13 protein-coding genes are annotated in these 21,415 nt (G+C 41.7%); 1 reads left to right on the forward strand and 12 read right to left on the reverse strand.

Annotated features, from left to right (window positions below):
- Positions 1-58 precede the first annotated feature (58 nt).
- From EJ995_RS01105 to ruvB, 10 genes are all read right to left on the reverse strand, one after another.
- Entirely contained in the window at positions 59-2,155 is a 2,097-nt protein-coding gene (locus EJ995_RS01105; RefSeq protein ID WP_241234665.1) for a capsule assembly Wzi family protein, read from the reverse strand.
- Between the two features lie 80 nt (positions 2,156-2,235).
- Positions 2,236-3,048 carry an energy transducer TonB gene (locus EJ995_RS01110; protein ID WP_126444787.1) on the reverse strand — a complete coding sequence of 271 codons (813 nt, stop codon included), beginning with the start codon at positions 3,046-3,048 and terminating at the stop codon, positions 2,236-2,238.
- A gap of 102 nt (positions 3,049-3,150) precedes the next feature.
- On the reverse strand, positions 3,151-3,879 hold the full coding sequence (locus EJ995_RS01115; RefSeq protein WP_126444789.1) for an energy transducer TonB: 729 nt from the start codon (positions 3,877-3,879) through the stop codon (positions 3,151-3,153).
- 64 nt (positions 3,880-3,943) lie between these two features.
- Positions 3,944-4,357, reverse strand: coding sequence for a VanZ family protein (locus EJ995_RS01120; RefSeq protein WP_126444791.1), 414 nt, complete (start codon positions 4,355-4,357; stop codon positions 3,944-3,946).
- Positions 4,358-4,359: 2 nt separating this feature from the next.
- Positions 4,360-4,737, reverse strand: a complete 378-nt coding sequence (gene gcvH / locus EJ995_RS01125; protein ID WP_126444793.1) for a glycine cleavage system protein GcvH — start codon at positions 4,735-4,737, stop codon at positions 4,360-4,362.
- Between the two features lie 60 nt (positions 4,738-4,797).
- Positions 4,798-12,006 (reverse strand): T9SS outer membrane translocon Sov/SprA, encoded by a 7,209-nt coding sequence (gene sov, locus EJ995_RS01130; protein ID WP_126448829.1) that lies wholly within the window; start codon positions 12,004-12,006, stop codon positions 4,798-4,800.
- A gap of 51 nt (positions 12,007-12,057) precedes the next feature.
- A complete protein-coding gene (gene ruvA / locus EJ995_RS01135; protein WP_126444795.1) occupies positions 12,058-12,639 on the reverse strand; it encodes a Holliday junction branch migration protein RuvA in 582 nt (193 codons plus the stop codon).
- A gap of 96 nt (positions 12,640-12,735) precedes the next feature.
- The gene (locus tag EJ995_RS01140; protein WP_126444797.1) at positions 12,736-15,048 is read right to left on the reverse strand and encodes an NADP-dependent malic enzyme; all 2,313 of its coding nucleotides are present in this window, start codon (positions 15,046-15,048) and stop codon (positions 12,736-12,738) included.
- A 231-nt stretch (positions 15,049-15,279) separates the two neighbouring features.
- A complete protein-coding gene (locus EJ995_RS01145) occupies positions 15,280-16,614 on the reverse strand; it encodes a cytochrome P450 (RefSeq protein ID WP_126444799.1) in 1,335 nt (444 codons plus the stop codon).
- Between the two features lie 2 nt (positions 16,615-16,616).
- Complete coding sequence (ruvB, locus tag EJ995_RS01150; RefSeq protein ID WP_126444801.1) at positions 16,617-17,648, reverse strand: Holliday junction branch migration DNA helicase RuvB; 1,032 nt, start codon at positions 17,646-17,648, stop codon at positions 16,617-16,619.
- 153 nt (positions 17,649-17,801) lie between these two features.
- On the opposite strand from ruvB, the gene EJ995_RS01155 reads away from it, so the two are divergent.
- Positions 17,802-18,308, forward strand: coding sequence for a peroxiredoxin-like family protein (locus EJ995_RS01155; protein WP_126444803.1), 507 nt, complete (start codon positions 17,802-17,804; stop codon positions 18,306-18,308).
- 187 nt (positions 18,309-18,495) lie between these two features.
- On the opposite strand, the gene EJ995_RS01160 is transcribed toward EJ995_RS01155, so the two are convergent.
- Both EJ995_RS01160 and EJ995_RS01165 read right to left on the reverse strand, forming a co-directional pair.
- Positions 18,496-20,322 carry a cytochrome c oxidase subunit I gene (locus EJ995_RS01160; protein ID WP_126444805.1) on the reverse strand — a complete coding sequence of 609 codons (1,827 nt, stop codon included), beginning with the start codon at positions 20,320-20,322 and terminating at the stop codon, positions 18,496-18,498.
- Positions 20,323-20,326: 4 nt separating this feature from the next.
- Positions 20,327-21,412 carry a cytochrome c oxidase subunit II gene (locus EJ995_RS01165; protein ID WP_126444807.1) on the reverse strand — a complete coding sequence of 362 codons (1,086 nt, stop codon included), beginning with the start codon at positions 21,410-21,412 and terminating at the stop codon, positions 20,327-20,329.
- Positions 21,413-21,415 lie beyond the last annotated feature (3 nt).

The raw sequence follows: 21,415 nt of genomic DNA on the forward strand, positions 1-21,415 counted from the left end.
ATTAATCAATTCTCAACTCATGCAGATTTAATAGAATGCCAAAACTACCAACCTTCTTTTATCGATCAAAGCTCCAGTTCATGATATCAGTCCTTAGACCAATGTTGAACCACGTAGTAGTTGCCTGCTGCACCTGTGCATTGTCCACTTGCGGATTCATATCACGATAAATAAATTGACCATAGATTTTGAGGTTGCTCGCTGGATTTATCAAATAACCAGCCTCTAGCCTACCGTACATGATTGAAGCTGTATTTCCTTGTGCTAGCTCATTACCATCGTCGGCGATTCTATCATCTTCGGTACGGTAGATATTACCACCGTAATAAGCATTATCGCCGCCTTGTAAAAAATCATAGCCGCGCTCACCATATATAAATTGACCGATGCCATACCAGCGATCTAGTGTGTATCGACCTATGAGCATCGCTTCATAAAAATTAGCACCCCAAGGATGTGCTAGTGCTTGATTGGTATTACCATAATTAAGCACAATGGTATTGTGGCTATAGGTATATGGACGCACTCGATTATATTCTGCCTGCAGGAATAGGTTGGGAATATTAAAGGCATTTTGATATTTTACACCTAGCTGGTAACCACTCTTATTCTGGTAGCTACCTTCACCACGTATTACAGATCCTGTGGCGAGCTCGTCTAGTACCAGTTGACCATAACCTGTTACCCAATCACTGAATTTATATTTGGCAGTAGCGCCAATAAGTGCATTACCGCCACGAGATCCTGTCTCAAGTTCTACCGTTTGATAAAAAATAACTGGATTAAGGTAGTTAAAGTCAAAGCCGCGACCGTTGTCGTCCTGCCACAAGACACTCTCAAAAACGCCCAGGGTCAATCTTTTGGTCGCGTTCCAGCTCAAGTAATGGTGCGTCATATACTTTGTTCTAAAGCTATCGTCTGCGGTGACTTCTGGTCGTACATCGCGCAAGGAAGTGTAAAGCACCGTGTAATCAATTTTCCAGAACTTGGCATTTACTTTAAAATACGGGAACGGTTGTGAGTTATCACTTAGCACCAATGATCTGTATCCATCGCCTATAAAATGTTGTCCATGACCCAATTGTAGATTAAAATATTTACTGGGTTTGTAGTTTATATAACCGGTGGCAACTGGGTAGTCATAAATGTTCTCACCGCCATCTTCTGCAATGCCGCGACCTGGCACTACGCCTGGATTACCACCATCGGGCGCCCTGCGAGTGATTTCTCTATTAAAGTACTGTGCAAATCGCCCTTGAGACTCTTGGATGGTAGCTCCAAAAGTTAGCTGTGAGCCCACGCCACCATTTAAATATACCAATCGAGTATTATTGAAGGTAGTCACGCCTTCACCACCGTCACGACCCAATTGCAAATCGACACCAGGATCTAGAACAAACCAATAATCCTTGCCGGCTACTTCAAAAAAATGCTCATTCCATAGCTTTTTTCCTAGCCAGCTATCTGACTCTTTGAGTAGGCTCTCACGCTCTGACTCAAGGTCAAAGTAATCGCTTACATATTCAAATGTATAAGGTTTCACCGCTGTGTGAGCATTGTTTCCCACCTTGTTCATCGCTGCTTCATATCGATGGTATCTTTGGTAGGACATCGGGATCAACGCGTTAGAACGCAATTCTTGACCGTCATATTGATCTGATTGTATAGAGGTGTATTCATTGTTAGCTTTCGCGAAAGCTAACTCATCACCATCATCCTGCACTCTAGTAATTTTATCATTATCCTCTATCCTGCTGAACGAGCCCGCAGCCGTCATAGGAACCTGCATGTTGACGGCAAATTGCATATAAGTGGGCTCACCGTTGTAGCTGGGTGGCGTGATAGCCGGTAAATTACCCATGGCATTTTCCAGCGCCGTCTTAACCTGTGCGTCGCGTGCGTCGATCAAAATAACATCAAAATCACCCTCACGATTCACCTCAAATCGTACGCTAGCATTTTGTTGACCCACAACATTATTGGGATGCTGGTAGGCTTTTGATAAGGTTTGATAGAATTGCTTGTAGAAACAGTCTTCTAAAGATTCTCCAGTACGATTCTCGCAATCAGGAAATATCGGGTAGCTCTCAATGGTTGATTGTGCATAGGTCGTTGTCGCGATGAACATGCAAAACACTAAAGCCTTAAAATTCATGGGTGCTTCTTTGAAAGCCCTAAATATACTTGAATTAGCCTGTAAATGATGATGCCCGTGAGATTATCACGGGCATTCATTTATCGTATCTGGAATTTTATAGGTAGCACGTACCGCACGTCAATGGGGACGCCGTCTAGTTTGCCAGGAACCATCTGCGGCAATTGCTCAATGAGTTTACGAGCCTCTGCTTCTAGTTTTTTACTGGGCGCCTTGATTTGTAAGTCTTTGGGCAACCCATCAACTCCTATGGTAAACAATACGGTAATATTAATGGTTTGATCACCACTCGCACCTTGTGCGAGTCCAGTATCGAAACGTTTCTGGATGTATCGCGCCATCTTTTTATTGAGACAATCGATGCGATCGTTGCGGTCTAGTCTTGAGCTGCAACCAGGATAAAGCGGCACCTCACTAACAGCTACCATAGGTCTTGCTGCGTTGCTTGTAGGCTGTTTGTTATCACTTTCACCGGGCGATTCAGTTGGAGTATCATTCTTTGGCTCTGGTGTTGGCTCGCTAGACGTTGGTTCATCGATAACCGGCTCATCATCTGGAACTACCTCTGGTGGCGCTTCCTTGGTTACCGGCTTTTCTACCGTTGGCTTTTTGGTAACCTTGGCGACTACTTTTTGTTTAGGTGGCTCGTTAGGAATCATTTCAAATTCACCCAAAGCGTCCGGTTCAGGAATGATGCTGGCCTGACTAGGTCGATACTTAGATTCCCGTATTGGCGAGCTTAGTTCTACCACGAGATAGGCACAAAGTAATGCCGCGATAAGCCCTAATTGAAAATTGATAATTGGATTTGTTCGGGTACGGATGGCGTCCTTGCCATCTCGATCCCTAGAAGTAGATGTTGCAGCATCTACCTTTAAGTTGAGATTACTCATAACTAATGGTTTTAAGATTATTAAAACCAAGTCACAAAGATAATACCATAAAAAAATCCTGATCTTTCAATCAGGATTTTAAAATATTGCGAAAACTATAATCTAGTCTTGAACATCAAATATAATAGGCATTGCATAAAGTACACCTACGGCCTTACCTCGTTGCTTACCTGGAATCATTTTAGGTAACTTGTTAATTACACGAGCTGCTTCTTCTTGTAATTTAGGATCTTTTGCTCTTGATTGAATTTGAGTTACCTCACCTTTTTGATCGATCTTGAACTGTAGTCTTATCGTTTGTCTACCGCTCAACCCTAGCTCATTTGCTAGACCTGTATCAAAGTTCTTATTCACAAAACGGTCGATCTTTTCTTGCATACACTTTTTACGATCTGCATTATTGGTCATTTTTTCGCAGCCAGGATAAACAGGTACATTTTCAATAACCGCAAACGGTACGTCTGCAATTACTTCTTCTACACCTACTTCTTCGGCAACGTCTTCTACCTCAACAATCTCTTCTTCTTCGTCTGTCTCCGTATCCTCGATGATTGTCTCCTCAATTTCTACCTCATCCTCAACAATCTCGATGACTTCAGGTGCTGGTGGCGGTGGTGGCGGTGGCGGTGGCGTGTTAAGCATTTGAGTAATGGGAACATCTTCTTCTTCCATCATTACCATAGGCTCTTCATACTCCTCGACAATCTCAACTTCTTTGGACTCGTATTCCAGTCCTTGCCATGACAGTAATAGCATAAAGGCTAGTCCCATCAATGCGTAAATCGTAATGTTCTTACGCAAATCGGCATTTTGTGATTTTTTTACTTCCATGAGTAGTGTATTAAGTAGTGCTAAAAATATATAAATAGCGCTTGATAAAAAAGCACCGCATTGATTATCTAGTATAAATAAATCTAGAGATTAAATGCATGACTAGAGCTGCAATAACAATGCCAGCAAGATTTGCTACGGCATCTAGCGGATCCATTTGTCTATTATTAGACCATAAAGCCTGAGCAAATTCAATCAAAGCCCCAATTACAAAAGAAAAAACAATGGCGGCTATTGCTATAACTCTAGACCAATCGCTCAATATAGTATGTAGATCATATTTATAGTCTGGTTGTCGTTCTAAAAATCTATGATAGAAAAATAGATACCAGCATACAAACATGATAGCATAAGCTGTAAAATGAAGCACCTTATCAAAATGTTGAAATGGAGCTTCCTTTATCGGCGCACTATCGCTGAGCGATCCATAGCATACCAACAGAGTATAAAATGGAGCAACCCAGTATAAAATTTTCATGATTACCCTACTAGCTCCTTGTAAGCCGCTGCGTCCATAAGGCCAGCAATTTGTGCCGTATCACTCATGGTCATCTTGATCATCCAGCCCATACCGTAAGGATCAGTATTCACCAGCTCAGGCTCATCTTCTAGCTCATCATTAAACTCAGTAATGGTTCCTGATAATGGTAAAAACAAATCAGATACTGTTTTAACAGCCTCAACGGTCCCAAAAACTTCTTCTTGATCTAGAGTTTCGTCCAGCGTTTCTACCTCGACATATACGATGTCGCCTAGTTCACCTTGAGCAAAATCTGTGATACCTACAATTGCGGTATCGCCTTCAATCTTAATCCACTCGTGATCTTTGGTATATTTTAATTCTGCTGGAATGTTCATAGTGTTGATTTATGCTCGCAAATTTAATTAACTATTGCGATTTGTAAGAAGCTAATTAAGTTAATTACCAAACGTATATCGCAACCTTATACCACTGCGTATAGTAGTTTGCGGGAAGGCTGTTGAGATCGCAAATTCAGAGAATGAATGGTCATAATAGAATATCGCTGTAAAGGCGCGGCTCAAGGCATATTCTGCAGTGAACTTTGCTCCATAAATAGTTTGTCCTGCAGTTGCCTGACTGTTCTCCAGATCTAAATATCTTATAATGGTTATGTTGTCTCTTATCGAGCCATCAAGTCTTAAATTAAGGTCACTCTTGATAACTTGACTACGACCACCGATTTTTGTTTTGAACGGTACATCCTTGATGCGGTAACCTACACCTAAAATTAATTGGTTACTATTGATCTCAGTCAATAGATTGTTGTCAAAACTCAATGAAATGGCGCGATCCCGTCTTAGCTCTGCGGCGATGGACATAGAATTCCTCATCTCAAAGTCCACTTTTAATAAAGGTGAGAATGACTCTACTAGATTAACGTTAAAGAACAAATCTTCTGGCTTGAAATCACCATTTTGATTCAATGCTTGCTGATTTTGATCCTCATAAGCCAGACCACCGTTACCAGGCGAGAAATCAAGATTAGTCTGGAATCTATTGATCGTATATCCTGCTTGATATCCATGCTGTAAGGAGAAACGTTTGAATCGTTTCTTGAACCATTTAAGGTTCATCAAGCCTGTGTACTTAATTTGCCAGTTAGGTAGAGGAATGTCACGCAATGCGTCGGTATCTTGATCATCTGCATCACGACCTTCATAAGCCGATAAGAATGATGGTAACAGTACCTTTTGACTATTGCGACTAAAGCCCAATGGGAAACCTTGATCGTCCCGACCAAAATTATCATTGCCGTAAAACTCACGCGCCAAACGATTTGCTACATCAATCCTATTCTCTCTAAACTGATTAAACGTCGTTGAATTATCGATGCTGTTATTACCAAAGGATGTACCTATCATGATGGTAGAAATCTGGAAATTTCCAGAGGTCTGTGGCGTTAGTGATTGATAGGTTAGATCATCTGGATCTACCCGATAGTTCTCTTGGAAAAACTCTGTGTATTGTCGGTTTGCATTAAGATCAATCTTCAAATCTGGTAGCAGGTCAACATTAAATGTCAAGCCTAGTGTCCTGGATTCAGTCTCAGTATATTGCTCGTTGAAATCCTCATAGAGCGTCAACCAGCCATTGCGAGCTGCTAGGTCTCGCACCTCTGCCTGGCTACCAAAGGTAAAACCGGTGGTAGGCTTGAGTGTCCCTATAAATCCTACATCAGGCAAATAACCTGGTAAGAATATACCGTTTGCCTCTTCATAGTTAATGGTAGCACGCTTGACTGCGGTTAGTATCCCTACAAAGGTATTGTACGTTTTGTTAGCAAAATTCTCTTTAGGAATCTCTGGAACTTTAGCCTCTTCGCCTTCTTTACCTTCGGCGTCATCTTTTTTAGTAGGTAAGGTGTTTCTGGATCTTCCTCGTTGTTTTTGCTGCTTCTTTTGGAGCTCTCTTCTAGCCTCGGCACCAAATTTCTTTTTCTCGAGACCTACATATGTGTAGAGTTTGCCCAGATCCAACGTTCCGTTCCAGCGATGTGAATTATTATTGGATACGCTATTCCCTAGATTTGGGATGCCATCTAGTTGAGCAAATTGTTGTGAGTTACGCTGCCATAAAAAGTCTGCAGTGTATGTGTAGGTAGCTTTCGCGAAAGCTAAAAAAGGAATCTTATCAAGAGGCAGCTGATACGTCGCGGCCAGGCGCTGAGTGTGTCGATCGGGTATACCTTCATCAAAAAAGTTGGTAAACAACGTATAATCCTCATCAATAGAGCCGTCATCGTCGTTAATGTAACTGCGCACCACACGATTGTTATTTGCAGCAAAGTTTATATTGAGTGAATTGGTCAAATCCCAATTGACTGCATATTGATTAGCTAAGGTGAAATTGCGATTTGTCAGCGGGTCAATCGCGATATTTTGCGCATCAGGAATACCATCACCGTTTAAATCTACTGGATTAGTATCCAGCTGTAAATCACGGAATGTCTGTGTGTTAAATTGACGTATGACGGAAGCACCAGCCGTAAAATTGTTAGGAAGCAGGTTGACGTTGAAATCCCTGACAAACTTGAGATAATCGCCGGCAAGCGTTGTGTCTGCATTCTTGAATGGCTCAACTACCAACTCTGGAAAAGCATAGTTATAGGTCGTATTGACATTTACCGATTGTGCCTTGAATTCTTCTATCTCAAAGTCTCGCTGATCGGTCTGATTATACGAACCTGAGAAGACAAAATTCTCAATATCATAAGGCATAGGTTTCTTATCTCCAGTGCGCTGTTTAGTCACTCCTATAAGGTTGACGCTTTGTCTTCTGGTGTATTCTTCTGATTGTTCTTCGATGGCATCGCGCTCTTCATCGCTTTGAGCATTTGCTAATCTCGTGTCCAATTCAATATCCTCAAATTGTGGATCAAATTGCGGTGTTACCGTTTCTTCACCTATGCTATAAGAAAATGGAACTCTAAGACCCCATTTTTCTGGGAACAGCATTCCTAAGCTCATACTAGTGGTCACGTCATATTGCGTAACATTCTCACGATTGCGCTCGTTAGGGCCTTGCTCAATACTACCAAAACCTATGGTGCTTCTTCTACCAGTGGCGCTGACGGTTGCAAAGTCTGCCATGTTTGCATCCATGTTTAGAATAGCTGCGTATCCACCTTCATTTTTCAATCCTGATAACCTCAACTCATTGTACCAAACTTCACCACATAAATCTTCTTTTTTTGAATTGCGTATTCCCAACATCACCGTACGCACATCACCAAAATTAGGATTACCCTTGATCCCGTAAATCTGCTGGTTAGGTCTGTTTGCTGCTGACTCATCAAGTTCAATCTCATTGAAGAAATTTTCTTCACTAGGATTGAGTGTGGGATCTCCTAGCACTCTCGACTTAATTTCTTGAAGTAGAGAAAGGTCTATCTGGAACTCATTGGCCTCTGGCCATATTTCTTGCGGAGATGTAGTATTAAATGGCGTTAATTGTAATGGCAACCTTATTTCATAGTAGTTTTCAGTAAAGTCAACTCCTATTCTTATAAAAGCCTGCATGTCGCCATCGTTAAGAGGATCCTCATTTACAAGACTTTCTGCATGGACAAACATGCGCAGCTCTTCATACTGTCGCATATCGATGCGTATATTCTTAAATACAGCACGACTATCTTCACCTTCTAGACCACAAACTCTCAAGGCGAGTGATTGCTCGTTTTGACGTATGTTTTGATTTTGTGTTCTCAATTCCTCACGCACAACACCTGGTGGTAATCTATAAGGAATAGGCGATCGTGCATCGTTGTTCTCGATGTTTACTGCCTCAACCTCAAAGGACGTATTGTCGTTATCTTGATTAGGATCATCCTCATCAAGTGATGCGGTAAACCTGCGGTAATCACCTCTTACAAGATCCAGTGAACCGAAACGCAAGAATGTATCCTCTTCAAAATCTGTCATGTACATTCTCAAGAAACGTATCGCTCTAAAGTCATCAATACCGCCGATGCTCTCTCTTTCTGGATCGTTCAATGGAATACGGAATTGCACCCAGCGTGTTTCTAATGTTGAACCGTTAGGCAAGGTGGTACTTACCGTACGAGAATCATTGATATACCTATTATTGCCAACGTCCATTCCAGGGAAAATATCGACATCGTATTGGAAATAGCTGTCAATCGTATTCATGGTATTATCACGATTGATATCCTCGACATCTGGCTGCGTGGTAGAACCGCGATTGGTTTGGGTCACCTCGACAGGTGAATTACCTTGAGTATTATTATAACGTTTATATCGTTGCAAAATATCACCGCTTGCGGCTAGGAAATACTCATAGTTATCGTTTGCCGGATCTTCTGGGCCAAATTCTGGGAACGCTGCAGTTTCTTCTTCATCATTGAAACCATCAAGACCTATATCTTGATTGGCACGCTCTGCACCTTCAGTATCAAAAGCGTAAATCAAGGAATTATTTAATGGTACTTTACCATAAGCGGTAGGAATCGTCAAACGATCGCCGCCTTCTTCTGGTAAACCATTCTCATATTGCTTACGATTGTCCTTGAGAATATCTTCACTAATACTACCCAGGTTGAAAGAAATAGTACCTCCATCATTTGTAGGCTCGTACATGAAAGGATCCATCATCCAGAATTGGATATATTCAACATTAGTTTGCTCAAAGTCAGTGCTTAAAAACTGTCTTGTGATTCCACCCCAATTGTCTCCTGGATCTGGTAATGTGTTGGTTCCTGCAGCTTCAGGATTATAGTTGTAGGTTCCACGCTCATCTGGATAGAAAGCTAGGTCAAGCGTATTTATTACCTGCTGTTGCCCTTGTTGTAAGTCTACCTGCGGGAAAATCTCGTCAATAAATACACGTCTAGTTCTATATTCAGAAAGGTCTGCATCTGTGATTTCTCCTGGTCGCTGGCTACCGTAAAATATTGGATCAATGGTGTACCATGCTAATCTCGCGCGACGGTAGTTAAATTCCAACGGATCTGATGAATTATTCAACCCATCCTGAAACTCTACTGGTGTACTTGACAAATTCCAACTAAGTGGTGATAGGATGTCAATAGTTGTTTGAGATCCTTCAAAATCATCGACATAGGCTGCTGCACGACCTTCAAAATCATCAGCATCTGGTGATCCTGGAAATAGATAGGCAAACTCACCACGCAACGATAGATTAGATTGTACGTCAGTATCTACGTTAGGTAACTTATTTACCAGTCTGGTTAAGAAAGGCACCTCTGTATTGTAAAGAAAGTTGGCTCCTACTATGGTATTGTTGATTGGCTCCAGACCATACGTACTCTTTTGAGTAATAGGACGCTCTTTCAAGTTCAAGAATGTACCACCAACGATGAAGTCCTCGCTAAATTGATGCTCAACATTAATTCCTGTAAACCTTTTTGTTTGTTGATTGAACAACGAGTTACTTTCAGTAGAAACCTGAATAGGTGTGTTGGAATTTAACAATGCTTGATCTAGTATGATTACTCGACCAGCGGCATAATCTACTGTGTAGTCAATTCCTTCTTGCAGCGTTCTACCACCAGCAGTAACTGTTACCGATCCACGAGGTAAATTGAATCCACCAACGGGTATTCCTTGCTGTCCAGTTGCTTTGTATTCTCCTTTAATCAGGTATTTGTTACGCTCACTATTTTGTAGGGCTTGAGCCTTTGTCGTACGATACATGTCTCGATATACATAACGCGCCTGGTTAGCATTATAAGACGAGCGATCATTGTAGTCCTCAATTCCTGATCCTGGTGTATTATCCAGTTCATCAAAAATGTGCTCACCAAATGGCTCAACGGTTGTAAAAATGATACGTCCTTGATCTGGATCAATGGTTATACCAGGGACGTAATCAAAGAAACCATCACCTGCTGGCTGTGGATCTAGCTGCTGGTTCAATCTATCGAGATTGAATACACGTATGAGAGTTGTCTCACTCACATCATCTGGCAATGGCACGGCTGGTCGATCTATAGTTCCTTCAGCTGGTGTGAGGTAGTTTAATTCTGGTGGATATTGATAGAAAATATTCAGCCTAAAATCTTCTGGAGATAATCTAGAGCCACCTAAGTTGTAGATGTTCTTCATCATCAAATCCCAAATAGGCTCGGTAACGTTTGTCAAATTACTCTTCAATAACTTCACTACCAGATTTTGGCCTACCGCTGTAGGTTGGGCGTTTGATGCGTCGTCAACACCGTCGTTAGCATTGACACCATCATTAGCAAATTCACCTACTTGAAATACTTGACCGCCAACGGTGTATTGAAAGGCGACCGCAAGTACCTCATCGTTGCTCAATCGTTGGTTCAATGAGATGTAACCTAGTTGAGTATTTAGTTTATACTCATTGACGTTGAGCTTACGAGCATTTTCTAGAATCGCATAATCAAAGCCTTCATTAACCTGTGCGCTCCCAAATCCTTGCTGTACCGTTGCGATATCCCTAATTGCACTATTCAATATAGTCTCACCACCATTAGTGATAGCTACTGGATTAAAGTCATTATTACGGTTGCTAGGAAAAGAACCCGCAGGAGAATTGATAAATCCAGGTGGTTGATCATCCAACCCGATATTATCCTCGTCAGATTCACCTATATCCTGTATAGCTACCAGATTTCTTACATCTTCCGTACGGTTGCTGCGGTTTGTTACCCATACTTCAGCTCTTGTAATCTGGATATTAGTATTCAAGAAAGGATAGTTCTCTAGCGTCTCATCATAGTTATCCCTAAAGTAATGGGACAAGAAATAATGCCTATTCTCGTCATAATCCAGCGAGAAAAAGTCAAATTCATTGATAGTCGCACCACCAGCGGCGTTTACTGTTCGAGCCTCCGATTGTTGCTCAGAAAATACAGCGGTCACTCGTGTTTTACCAAACTGAAGCTCTGCCTTGACACCAAAGAGACTTTGCGCACCACGTATCAATTGAGAATTGAGCGGCATGGCAACGTTACCTACTTCAATGCTTTGCAGGATGTCATCTTCAGTTGGTGTGTAATCTAGTTTTATCTGGTTTTGAAAGTTAAAATTACTTTCCGTATCATAGTTCGCATTTATGTTAAGTCGCGTACCTACCGTACCTACAAGACTTAAATTAATTTGCTGGTTGAAGTCAAAGGTGAAATTCTCACGATTACGCGGTGAGAAACTAGGGTTGTCTGTCTTATTGTAAAGCAATCCTAAATCTACTTGTACGGATCCTTGTGGGTCAAATGAGATCTCATTACTACCAAAAATGCTGGTAAACAACTCAGAATCTACATAGAAATTAGGCAGCAATCTTTTTTGCGCTTCTTTATCTTCCTCACTTTTTCCTGCAACAGCAGCCGCTTTTTCCCTAAAGTAATCACGTATTTGCTCCTTGATCACGATTTCCTGATACTCCTCACGATTCAATACGTAGGGATATACCAGACTATATTCCTTGAATTTACTAGAGAATATATACCTGTCCAGTACTGGATCATATATGTACAATGTCTTGACACTAGGTGGATCTGGCAATGTTATCTTACCTAATTTAAAACCCGTATCAGTAGAATCTTGTGGAGTGGATTGTGGGTCTTGCGCTTTCGCGAAAGCAAAAACAGCCACACACATAACAACATATAAATACTTGCGTACTTGCTTTAAAGTAAACTGCGTCAAATCCTATAGTTGTTTAAGTGCTTCTTTGATAAGTTGTTCGGTAGTGGCGTCTGACTGAGCCTGAAGGATCTTATCCACGACTTTTTGCGCCTGTTTGCGCTGGTAACCCAACGTCTCTAAGGCAGATAACGCCTCATCCTTGCCTCTATTGCTTGGCAATACAGAAATTTGTGGATCCTCGAGCACTTGTAGAATTTTATCCTTGAGATCCAGAATTACTCGTTGAGCAGTTTTGGCACCTATTCCCTTGACGCTTTGTATTGTGCGCACATCACCATTTGCGATTGCCTGTGCGATCTGCGACGGGTCCAGGCTTGACAACATGGTACGCGCGGTGTTGGCACCAATGCCAGAAACAGAAATTAAAAGCTTGAAAACCTCACGTTCACTTTTTTCTGCAAAACCGAATAATCGCTGCGCATCCTCACGCACCATAAAATAGGTGTACAATTTGATCATCTCACCATCAGGAATCAAACCATAAGTGTGTAGGGAAATTTCTACAAAGTAACCAACGCCATGGCAGTCTATGACTACATCGGTCAGGTTCTTCTCAATCAGCTGGCCTTGAATCTGGGCTATCATTTAACAGGAAATTCTGAATCGCTCAAAAGTAACGAAATATCTACAACAACAGCGTATGCCTTTAAAGATGGGCTGTTAAAAAACAACGGCGATTTTTTAAATCACCGTTTTATCATTTTTTTGAGCATTTTGAGCTGCTTTCTTCTCCTTTTGCTGTGCATCGATAACGGCAACGGCAGCCATATTCACAATCTCGTCCACACTAGCACCCAATTGTAATATGTGTACCGGCTTTTGCATACCCATCATGATAGGACCTATGGAGTCGATGCCGCGCAATTCCTTAAGTAATTTATACGTAGAGTTACCGCTCTCAAGATTAGGGAATACCAGCACGTTCACTTTCTTACCAGCAAGCTTTGAGAAAGGGAATTTAGTTTCTAACAGTTTTGAATTCAAGGCAAAATCTGTCTGGATCTCACCATCAACAACGATACTAGGATAATACTGGTGTAGGTATTTGACTGCATCTGTCACCTTGCTAGCGTTGGGATGCTTGCTGGAACCGAAGTTGGCGTAAGAAATCATCGCAATGTTGGGATCAATACCAAACATTTGTGCCGTTCTTCCTGTCATTTGAGCAATTTTGGCCAGAGCCATAGCGTCTGGATCAATATTGATCGAGGTATCAGATATAAATAGTGGACCACGATCAGTCACCATTAAATTGGTTGTTGCTATTTTCTCGACACCTGGCGCCATGCCTATAATCTCCATCATGGGACGTACAGATCTTGGGTAGGATTGTGCCACACCAGTAATCAAACAGTCTGCATCACCTACCTTGACCATCATGGCGGCAAAATAGTTACGTTGTCTCAACGTCTTGCCTGCATCAAACTCAGTCACTCCTTTACGACTGCGCAACTTCCAGAACTCGTCTGCATAACGATCGCGACGCGCTTTCTCATCATCAGACTTTGGATCGATGATCAAGCAAGGCTGGTCAAATTCCAGCTCCTGCATTAATTCCTCGATGACATCTTTTCTACCTAGAAGTATAGGAGTTCCTATACCTTCTTCCAGCACAATTTGTGCTGCCTTAAGAACGTCAAGGTTATCAGCCTCTGCAAACACAATGCGTTTAGGGTTGATACGAGCACGATTCAAGATCAATCGCACCAGTTTGTTATCAGATCCCATGCGAGAAAGCAGTTGCTCCTCATATTTTTCCCAATCTGTGATTGGGTCCTGCGCTACGCCACTTTCCATCGCAGCTCGAGCTACTGCTGGTGGTATGGTTGCGATCAATCTAGGATCAAATGGTTTAGGGATGATATAATCTCTACCAAAGGTGAGCTTCAATTCACCGTAAGCTATGTTTACTTGTTCTGGTACAGGTTCTTTGGCAAGTTGGGCAATAGCTTTGGTTGCCGCCATCTTCATCTCTTCATTGATCTTGGTCGCGCGCACATCCATCGCACCTCTAAAGATGAATGGGAAGCCCAACACATTATTTACCTGATTAGGATGATCACTACGACCCGTTGCCATGATGATATCCTCACGTGCTGCCATGGCGAGATCATAATCAATCTCTGGCGTTGGATTTGCCATTGCAAAAACGATAGGATTATCATTCATGCTCTTAATCATTTCCTGCGAGACGATGTTACCAGCTGATAGTCCCAGGAACACATCGCTGCCCTTCATGGCGTCTGCCATACTCATAGCAGAATTTGTAGATGCAAATTGCATTTGCATCTCGCCTAGATCCGTTCGTGATGTAGTGATCAATCCATCGATGTCATACATCATGATGTTTTCCCTGCGCGCACCTAACTTTACATACAAAGAAGTACAGGAAATCGCGGCACTACCAGCGCCAGATATCACGATACGTACATCTTCTATTTTCTTTTCTGCTAGCTCTAACGCATTGAGCAACGCCGCACTGGAAATAATCGCGGTACCGTGCTGGTCATCGTGCATCACTGGAATATCAAGCTCTTCTTTAAGCCTGCGCTCAATTTCAAAAGCTTCTGGCGCCTTGATGTCCTCAAGATTAATCCCGCCAAAAGTTGGAGCAATATTCTTGACCGTGGCAATGAACTCCTCTACATCCTTAGTATCTACCTCAATGTCAAAACAATCAAGATCTGCAAAAATCTTGAAGAGCAAGCCTTTTCCTTCCATTACTGGCTTGCTTGCTTCTGGGCCTATATCTCCTAATCCTAGAACAGCTGTACCGTTAGAAATTACGGCAACAAGATTTCCTTTGGTTGTGTACTTGTAAACGTTTGACTTATCCTTGGCTATTTCCAGGCAAGGTTCTGCAACGCCTGGACTGTAGGCTAGCGAAAGGTCTCGCTGGCTGCTATATTTTTTGGTAGGGACAACTTTTATCTTTCCTGGAGTCGGTTTTGCGTGGTAAACTAAGGCTTCCCGACGTTTGCTAGGTTTGCTCATAAAGTGCTTTTTTAGGGCAGCATCAAAGGTAAGTTTTTATGATGTAGTCAGCGAGTGGTGAATATGAACTTGAATTTGAAACTGAAAGTGAATGTTCCTTATATCAGGTAGCTGACTTTACATTCTGCAGTTCTACTCTATTTGATCTTGTAAGAATGAACATTATGATTACGCTTTCGCGCCTGCCTGCCGGTCAGGCAGGAAAGCGTGATAGTTCAAAATTTACTGCAACTATCTAGACTTAAAGACGACTTGAGCATTTTTAGGTCGCAGTGTGATTAGCGGATGGTATTCGATCGTATCTCCTACTGGTTCCAGCTTGTATTTAATTAAGATATTCTTGATGACGAGCATCATTTCAAACATGGCAAAATTATTCCCGATGCACATTCTGGGTCCAGCGCCAAATGGAAAGTATTGATCGCTGTAACTTTTACGTTTATCAGCATCAAAGCGTTGCGGCACAAAATCATCCGGGCTGTCCCATAAATCTTTCCTGCGATGCATTTCATAAAATGAAATGAGCCAGATGCTATCTTTCTTAAGTTCAATATCGCCACAGACATCATCGTCAACAGCCACACGATCAGTCACGTAGGCTGGTGGATATAAGCGCATGGTTTCTTCCAGTACTCGTTTTATGTGATCAAGTTCTTTCATTTGCGTCATCAAGTCCGGCGTGCTTACCTGTGATGCCTGGTCACGCGCTAATGCAGCTTCATCGGGATGATGAGCGAGCAGTTGCGTGGCAAATGTGAGGACATTTGCTGTGGTCTCATGACCAGCAATGAACAGCACTAGTATCTCGTCAATAAGCTGGCGATCACTCATGTGTGTACCGTCCTCATAGGTAGATTGCAACAGCATATCCAATAGATCGCCGTACTCTTTTTGCTCTTTCCTGCGCTGGTCAATAATATCTTGTAAGATCTCGCGTGCCTCATCAATCAATTTGAGATGATAAGCGACGCTGCTGTTTCCAGATAACCACTGGCGATCATAGTACCACATAAGAAATGGCAACCGCAGTTCTTTAATGAGCATTTTTTGAGCTTGCTCTGTAATGTGCTGCAAGCGATTGATGCGCTCATCCATATCTTCAAGATAAAACAGACTTTTTGCCACAACCTTAAATGCTAAATCGCTGAATATCTCATGAATATCTACCTCTATGTCAGGCTTGATGCGATCTAATTCTTTTAGGATTACTTTATTCATGGAATCCATGAGCGTGGCAAGCTGCTTTTTGTAAAAGGCTGGCTGGACGAGCTTTCTATTCTTACGCCAGTTCTCGCCATTTGCCGTGAGCAATCCATGACCTATGTATTTACCTAGATCGTCTGTTTGTAAACTGGATTTATGGTAATTACGCTGGTTTTTCTGCAGGATATGCTGTGTCAGTGTAGTATCACAGGTAAAGTGAATTACCAATCCTGGCTTAGGACTTATTTTAAATGTGTGACCGTATCGTTGGAAATTCTCTCGATGAAACGGCAATGGATCCTTGTATATCTGTGCTGACTTTGAGAGAAAACGAAAAGCAGAAACTTTGTCAATCTTGCGCATATCTAACTTTGGTCGAAAAGTCCACCAGTTCTTGCACTAGGCACGCGATCTAGATGTTTGTAGGCAAGCTCTGTTACCTCACGACCACGTGGTGTTCTTATGATAAATCCTTGTTGGATCAAGAATGGCTCGTAAACCTCTTCAATAGTCTCCGCACTTTCTGACACGGCGGTCGACAAGGTGGTTATTCCTACAGGGCCGCCTTTAAATTTATCAATGATAGTGGTGAGGATTTTGTTATCCATCTCGTCCAGACCATGAGCGTCCACATTAAGCGCTTTGAGAGAAAATTGTGATATATCCAGATCGATGGTTCCGTTTCCTTTAATCTGCGCAAAATCTCGCACACGGCGTAATAAAGCATTTGCGATACGCGGTGTACCGCGACTGCGTCCAGCGATCTCAATGGCGGCATTTGATTCTATGTCGACATTCAGAATTTCAGAACTGCGCGTGACAATCGTTGATAATAACTCTGTAGTGTAATACTGCAATCGTGATGAAATTCCAAATCTTGCTCGCATAGGCGCAGTAAGCAAACCGCTTCTCGTCGTAGCACCTATCAGCGTGAATGGTGCTAAATTAATTTGTACGGTGCGCGCATTGGGACCAGTCTCGATCATGATATCGATCTTATAATCTTCCATCGCGCTGTACAGATATTCTTCTACTATTGGACTCAATCTATGAATCTCGTCAATGAACAATACATCACGCTCGTCTAGATTTGTAAGTAACCCAGCGAGATCACCCGGTTTGTCAAGTACAGGACCGCTGGTAACTTTGATACCTACACCTAGCTCTGCCGCCAGGATGTGAGCCAGTGTGGTTTTACCTAGTCCTGGTGGACCATGGAAGAGTGTGTGATCTAAGGCTTCACCGCGCTGGTTTGCGGCCTGAACAAAGATTTTTAAGTTCTCTAATATCTGATCTTGACCTGCAAAATCATCAAATGATAAGGGACGCAATGCTCTTTCAATGTCTTGATCTTCGGGTGTAAATTGATCTCCTGTCGCATCCAGATTTTCATTCATGTTTCAAAGATAATCGATAGGTTGATGTTATTAAATAGGTTGATGTTTTTGACTAGTTAGCTTTCGCGAAAGCAAAATTACCGCCTTCATCACTGCAAATTATAGAGATTTTAAGTAAAACCTAAACGGTGTCGTTTATCTTAAAACAAAAACATGAAACCTACACAACAAGTACCTAGCTTGCATCTTGATTTGATCAATGACACGCAGTGGTCGATGGAAAAGCAAGATCCCGAAAAATACAGTTTACTCGTTTTCTACCGTGGATATCACTGTCCAGTATGTAAAAAACAGTTGGAATCTCTCAAGGATCACCTGCAGGAATTCATTGATCGCGGCGTGAACGTTATAGGAATATCGATGGACACTGAAGAACGGGCTAAGAAAACAGGAGACGAATGGGCTATTGAAAGTATACCCATAGGATTTGAGCTGAGCGAGGAAAAAGCACGAGAATGGGGTCTGTATTTGTCTAAAGGCATCAGCGATAAGGAACCTGATCTGTTCTCTGAGCCTGCGATGTTCCTGATCAAGAAGGATGGTACGTTATTCTTCTCGTCCGTACAGAGTATGCCTTTTGCAAGGCCTGCATTTAAAGATCTGTTGAACGCAATTGACTACGTTGAGAAAAATGATTATCCTGCACGTGGTGAAGCGTAGCGGTTGACAGTTGACAGTTGACAGTTGACTAAGCTTTGTCATTGATATAACACGTTCTATTTTAGAAGTACTTACTTCTGAACAAAGAGCATGAGAAGCTTAATTAACGGGATTCAAGGTCAACCAATTTTTACGAATAAAAAATGCAGCCAGTTGGCTGCATTTTTTTGGGTAGTAATATTAAGTCTTAATGATTCATTTCCTCTTCATCTTCCTGCAGAGGAATGTGTTGCGGTACATAATCCTGTCCTGCGATTACGTACTCTTCATTTTCATTGAGCTTACTGTAATCATAAGGCCATCTGTGAACAGTAGGTATGGCGCCAGCCCAGTTACCGTGAATGTGCTTATCGCCTGTAGTCCACTCTAGTGTATTAGACTTCCATGGATTAGCTGGAGCTTTCTTACCGTAAAATATACTCTTTACAAAATTGTACGCGAATAATAACTGCGCACCAGCGGTAAAGATTGCAAAGTAAGTAATCAAGCTATTAGTATCTGCTAGATCATCAAAGTATGGGAAGTTGGTGTTAGTATAGTAACGTCTAGGTAAACCAGCCATACCAACGAAGTGCATCGGGAAGAATACACCGTAAGCTCCAATTGCTGTCAACCAGAAGTGAGCGTACCCCAAGTTCTTATTCATCATGCGGTTAAACATCTTAGGGAACCAGTGGTAGACTCCAGCAAACAGACCGTAGAGCGCCGATATACCCATCACTAGGTGAAAGTGGGCAACTACAAAATAAGTATCGTGAACATTGATATCAAGAGTACTATCACCCAGAATGATACCTGTCAAACCACCGGTGATGAATGTAGATACCAATCCAATGGAAAACAGCATCGCGGGATTCATTTGTAGATTACCTTTCCATAAGGTAGTAATGTAATTGAACGCTTTTACACCAGAAGGTATCGCAATCAGTAGCGTTGTAAAGGTAAATACAGATCCCAGAAATGGATTCATACCAGAGATAAACATGTGGTGACCCCATACAATCGTTGACAAGAAAGCAATTGCTAAAATGGAAGCTACCATTGCACGATAACCAAAAATAGGCTTACGTGAATTTGTTGCAATAATCTCTGAAGTGATACCGAGTGCTGGTAATAAAACGATATAAACCTCTGGGTGACCTAGGAACCAGAATAAGTGTTCAAATAATACGGGAGAACCACCTTGATTAGCTAGTACTTCACCACTAATGTAGATGTCTGACAAGAAGAATGAAGTACCAAAACTTCTATCCATGATCAACAGAAGTGCTGCTGCAAATAATACAGGGAACGACACAATACCGATAATAGCGGTTACAAAGAAGGCCCATATCGTCAATGGCAATCTGGTCATGGACATACCACGTGTTCTCAAATTAATCACTGTTACTACATAGTTCAAAGAACCTAGTAGTGATGATGCGATAAAAATCGCCATCGAGACTAACCATAATGTCATACCCATTCCAGAACCACCAATGGCTTCTGGCAAGGCACTCAATGGTGGATAAATCGTCCAACCTGCCGATGCCGGCCCTAGTTCCACAAATAATGAACTAATCATTATTACAGATGAAATAAAGAATAACCAATAAGAAACCATGTTCAAAAATCCTGATGCCATATCTCTTGCACCAATTTGAAGCGGAATCAAAAAGTTTGAGAACGTACCACTCAATCCTGCGGTAAGAACGAAAAATACCATAATAGTACCGTGGATAGTAACCAAAGCTAAATAAATAGCTGGATCCATAACACCATCTGGCGCCCATTTACCTAATAAGGCTTCAAAGATCACACTTGGCTCTTCTGGGTTTGCCAACTGCATTCTCATAAGTAACGACATTGCGATACCAATCACACCCATGATAAGACCAGTAATAAGGTATTGCTTAGCAATCATCTTATGGTCTTGAGAAAACAGATATTTAGTTACCCAAGTCTCTTTGTGGTGGTGATGTCCATCTTCATGTCCATGATCATCAGTATGTGCAACTGCGACAGCTTGTCCCATAATATTAATTTTCGTTACTAGCCATTGTGGCTAATGTTTCTTCAAATCTAGTTTGAGTAGCAGACCACTCATTAAATTCCTCTTCAGTCTCTACAATCATTACCGCTTGCATATTGTAGTGTGTAGCACCACATATCTTATTACAAAGCAGGTAATATTCAAAATCATAAGGATCTAATGGTACGTCGCCGTTTGCCAATGCTTCCTTACTTTTTTCAGTACGAATTTTATTTATTTTCTTGACCTTTTCAGTCATGAACTCAGTGTTCTTATAATCCTCAGAAGTTACCGTTGGTGTAAACTTAAATTGAGTCACCATTCCGGGAACTACATTCATTTGAGCTCTAAAGTGTGGCATGTAAGCCGAGTGCAATACATCTTGACTTCTAAATTTGAATAATACTGGTCGATCTACTGGTAAGTGAAGCTCGTTAGTCACAAAATCATCCATACCATCAGCGTCTGTAGGATCAATACCCAATTCATTTACACCTTCTTTAAAACGGACGTTAGCGTCACCTAATGTATTATCATCACCGCTGTACCTAAATCTCCAGTCAAACTGATAGGCATACACCTCGATAATCAAGGGATCATCATCTGTACTAGCGTCCATGATGTCATTCCATGAGAAAAGACCCCAAAGGATAAGACCAGACAGTACAACAACTGGTATAGCGGTCCATATGAATTCAAGGCGATCGTTGTCTGCATAGAAAAGTGCTCTAGCACCTTTTTTACCGTGGTACTTATAAGAGAACCAGTGTAATAATCCTTGAGTAAACACTTGAGTTACCATGATCACTACTGTGGTTAATAGTAATAGATTATCATATTCGGCACCATGATCAGATGCTGCATCTGGCAAAAAGTAATCTTGATAAGCAACGAAACATGCGATCATCATGATATACATAGCGATCACAAATATGAGCATGGCTTGACCATTCCACTTGTTATCAGTGTCGTTTGCGACTTCACTTAATTCTGTATCAGGCTCAGGTGCTTTACCTAGCTTGATAATTTTAGAGATCTGCCACGCAGAAATTGCAAGAAGGGCTGCAACTAGTATGATTAGAAATGCTGTCATTAC

It is taken from the genome of Nonlabens ponticola (assembly GCF_003966335.1).
Taxonomy (GTDB): Bacteria; Bacteroidota; Bacteroidia; order Flavobacteriales; family Flavobacteriaceae; genus Nonlabens; species Nonlabens ponticola.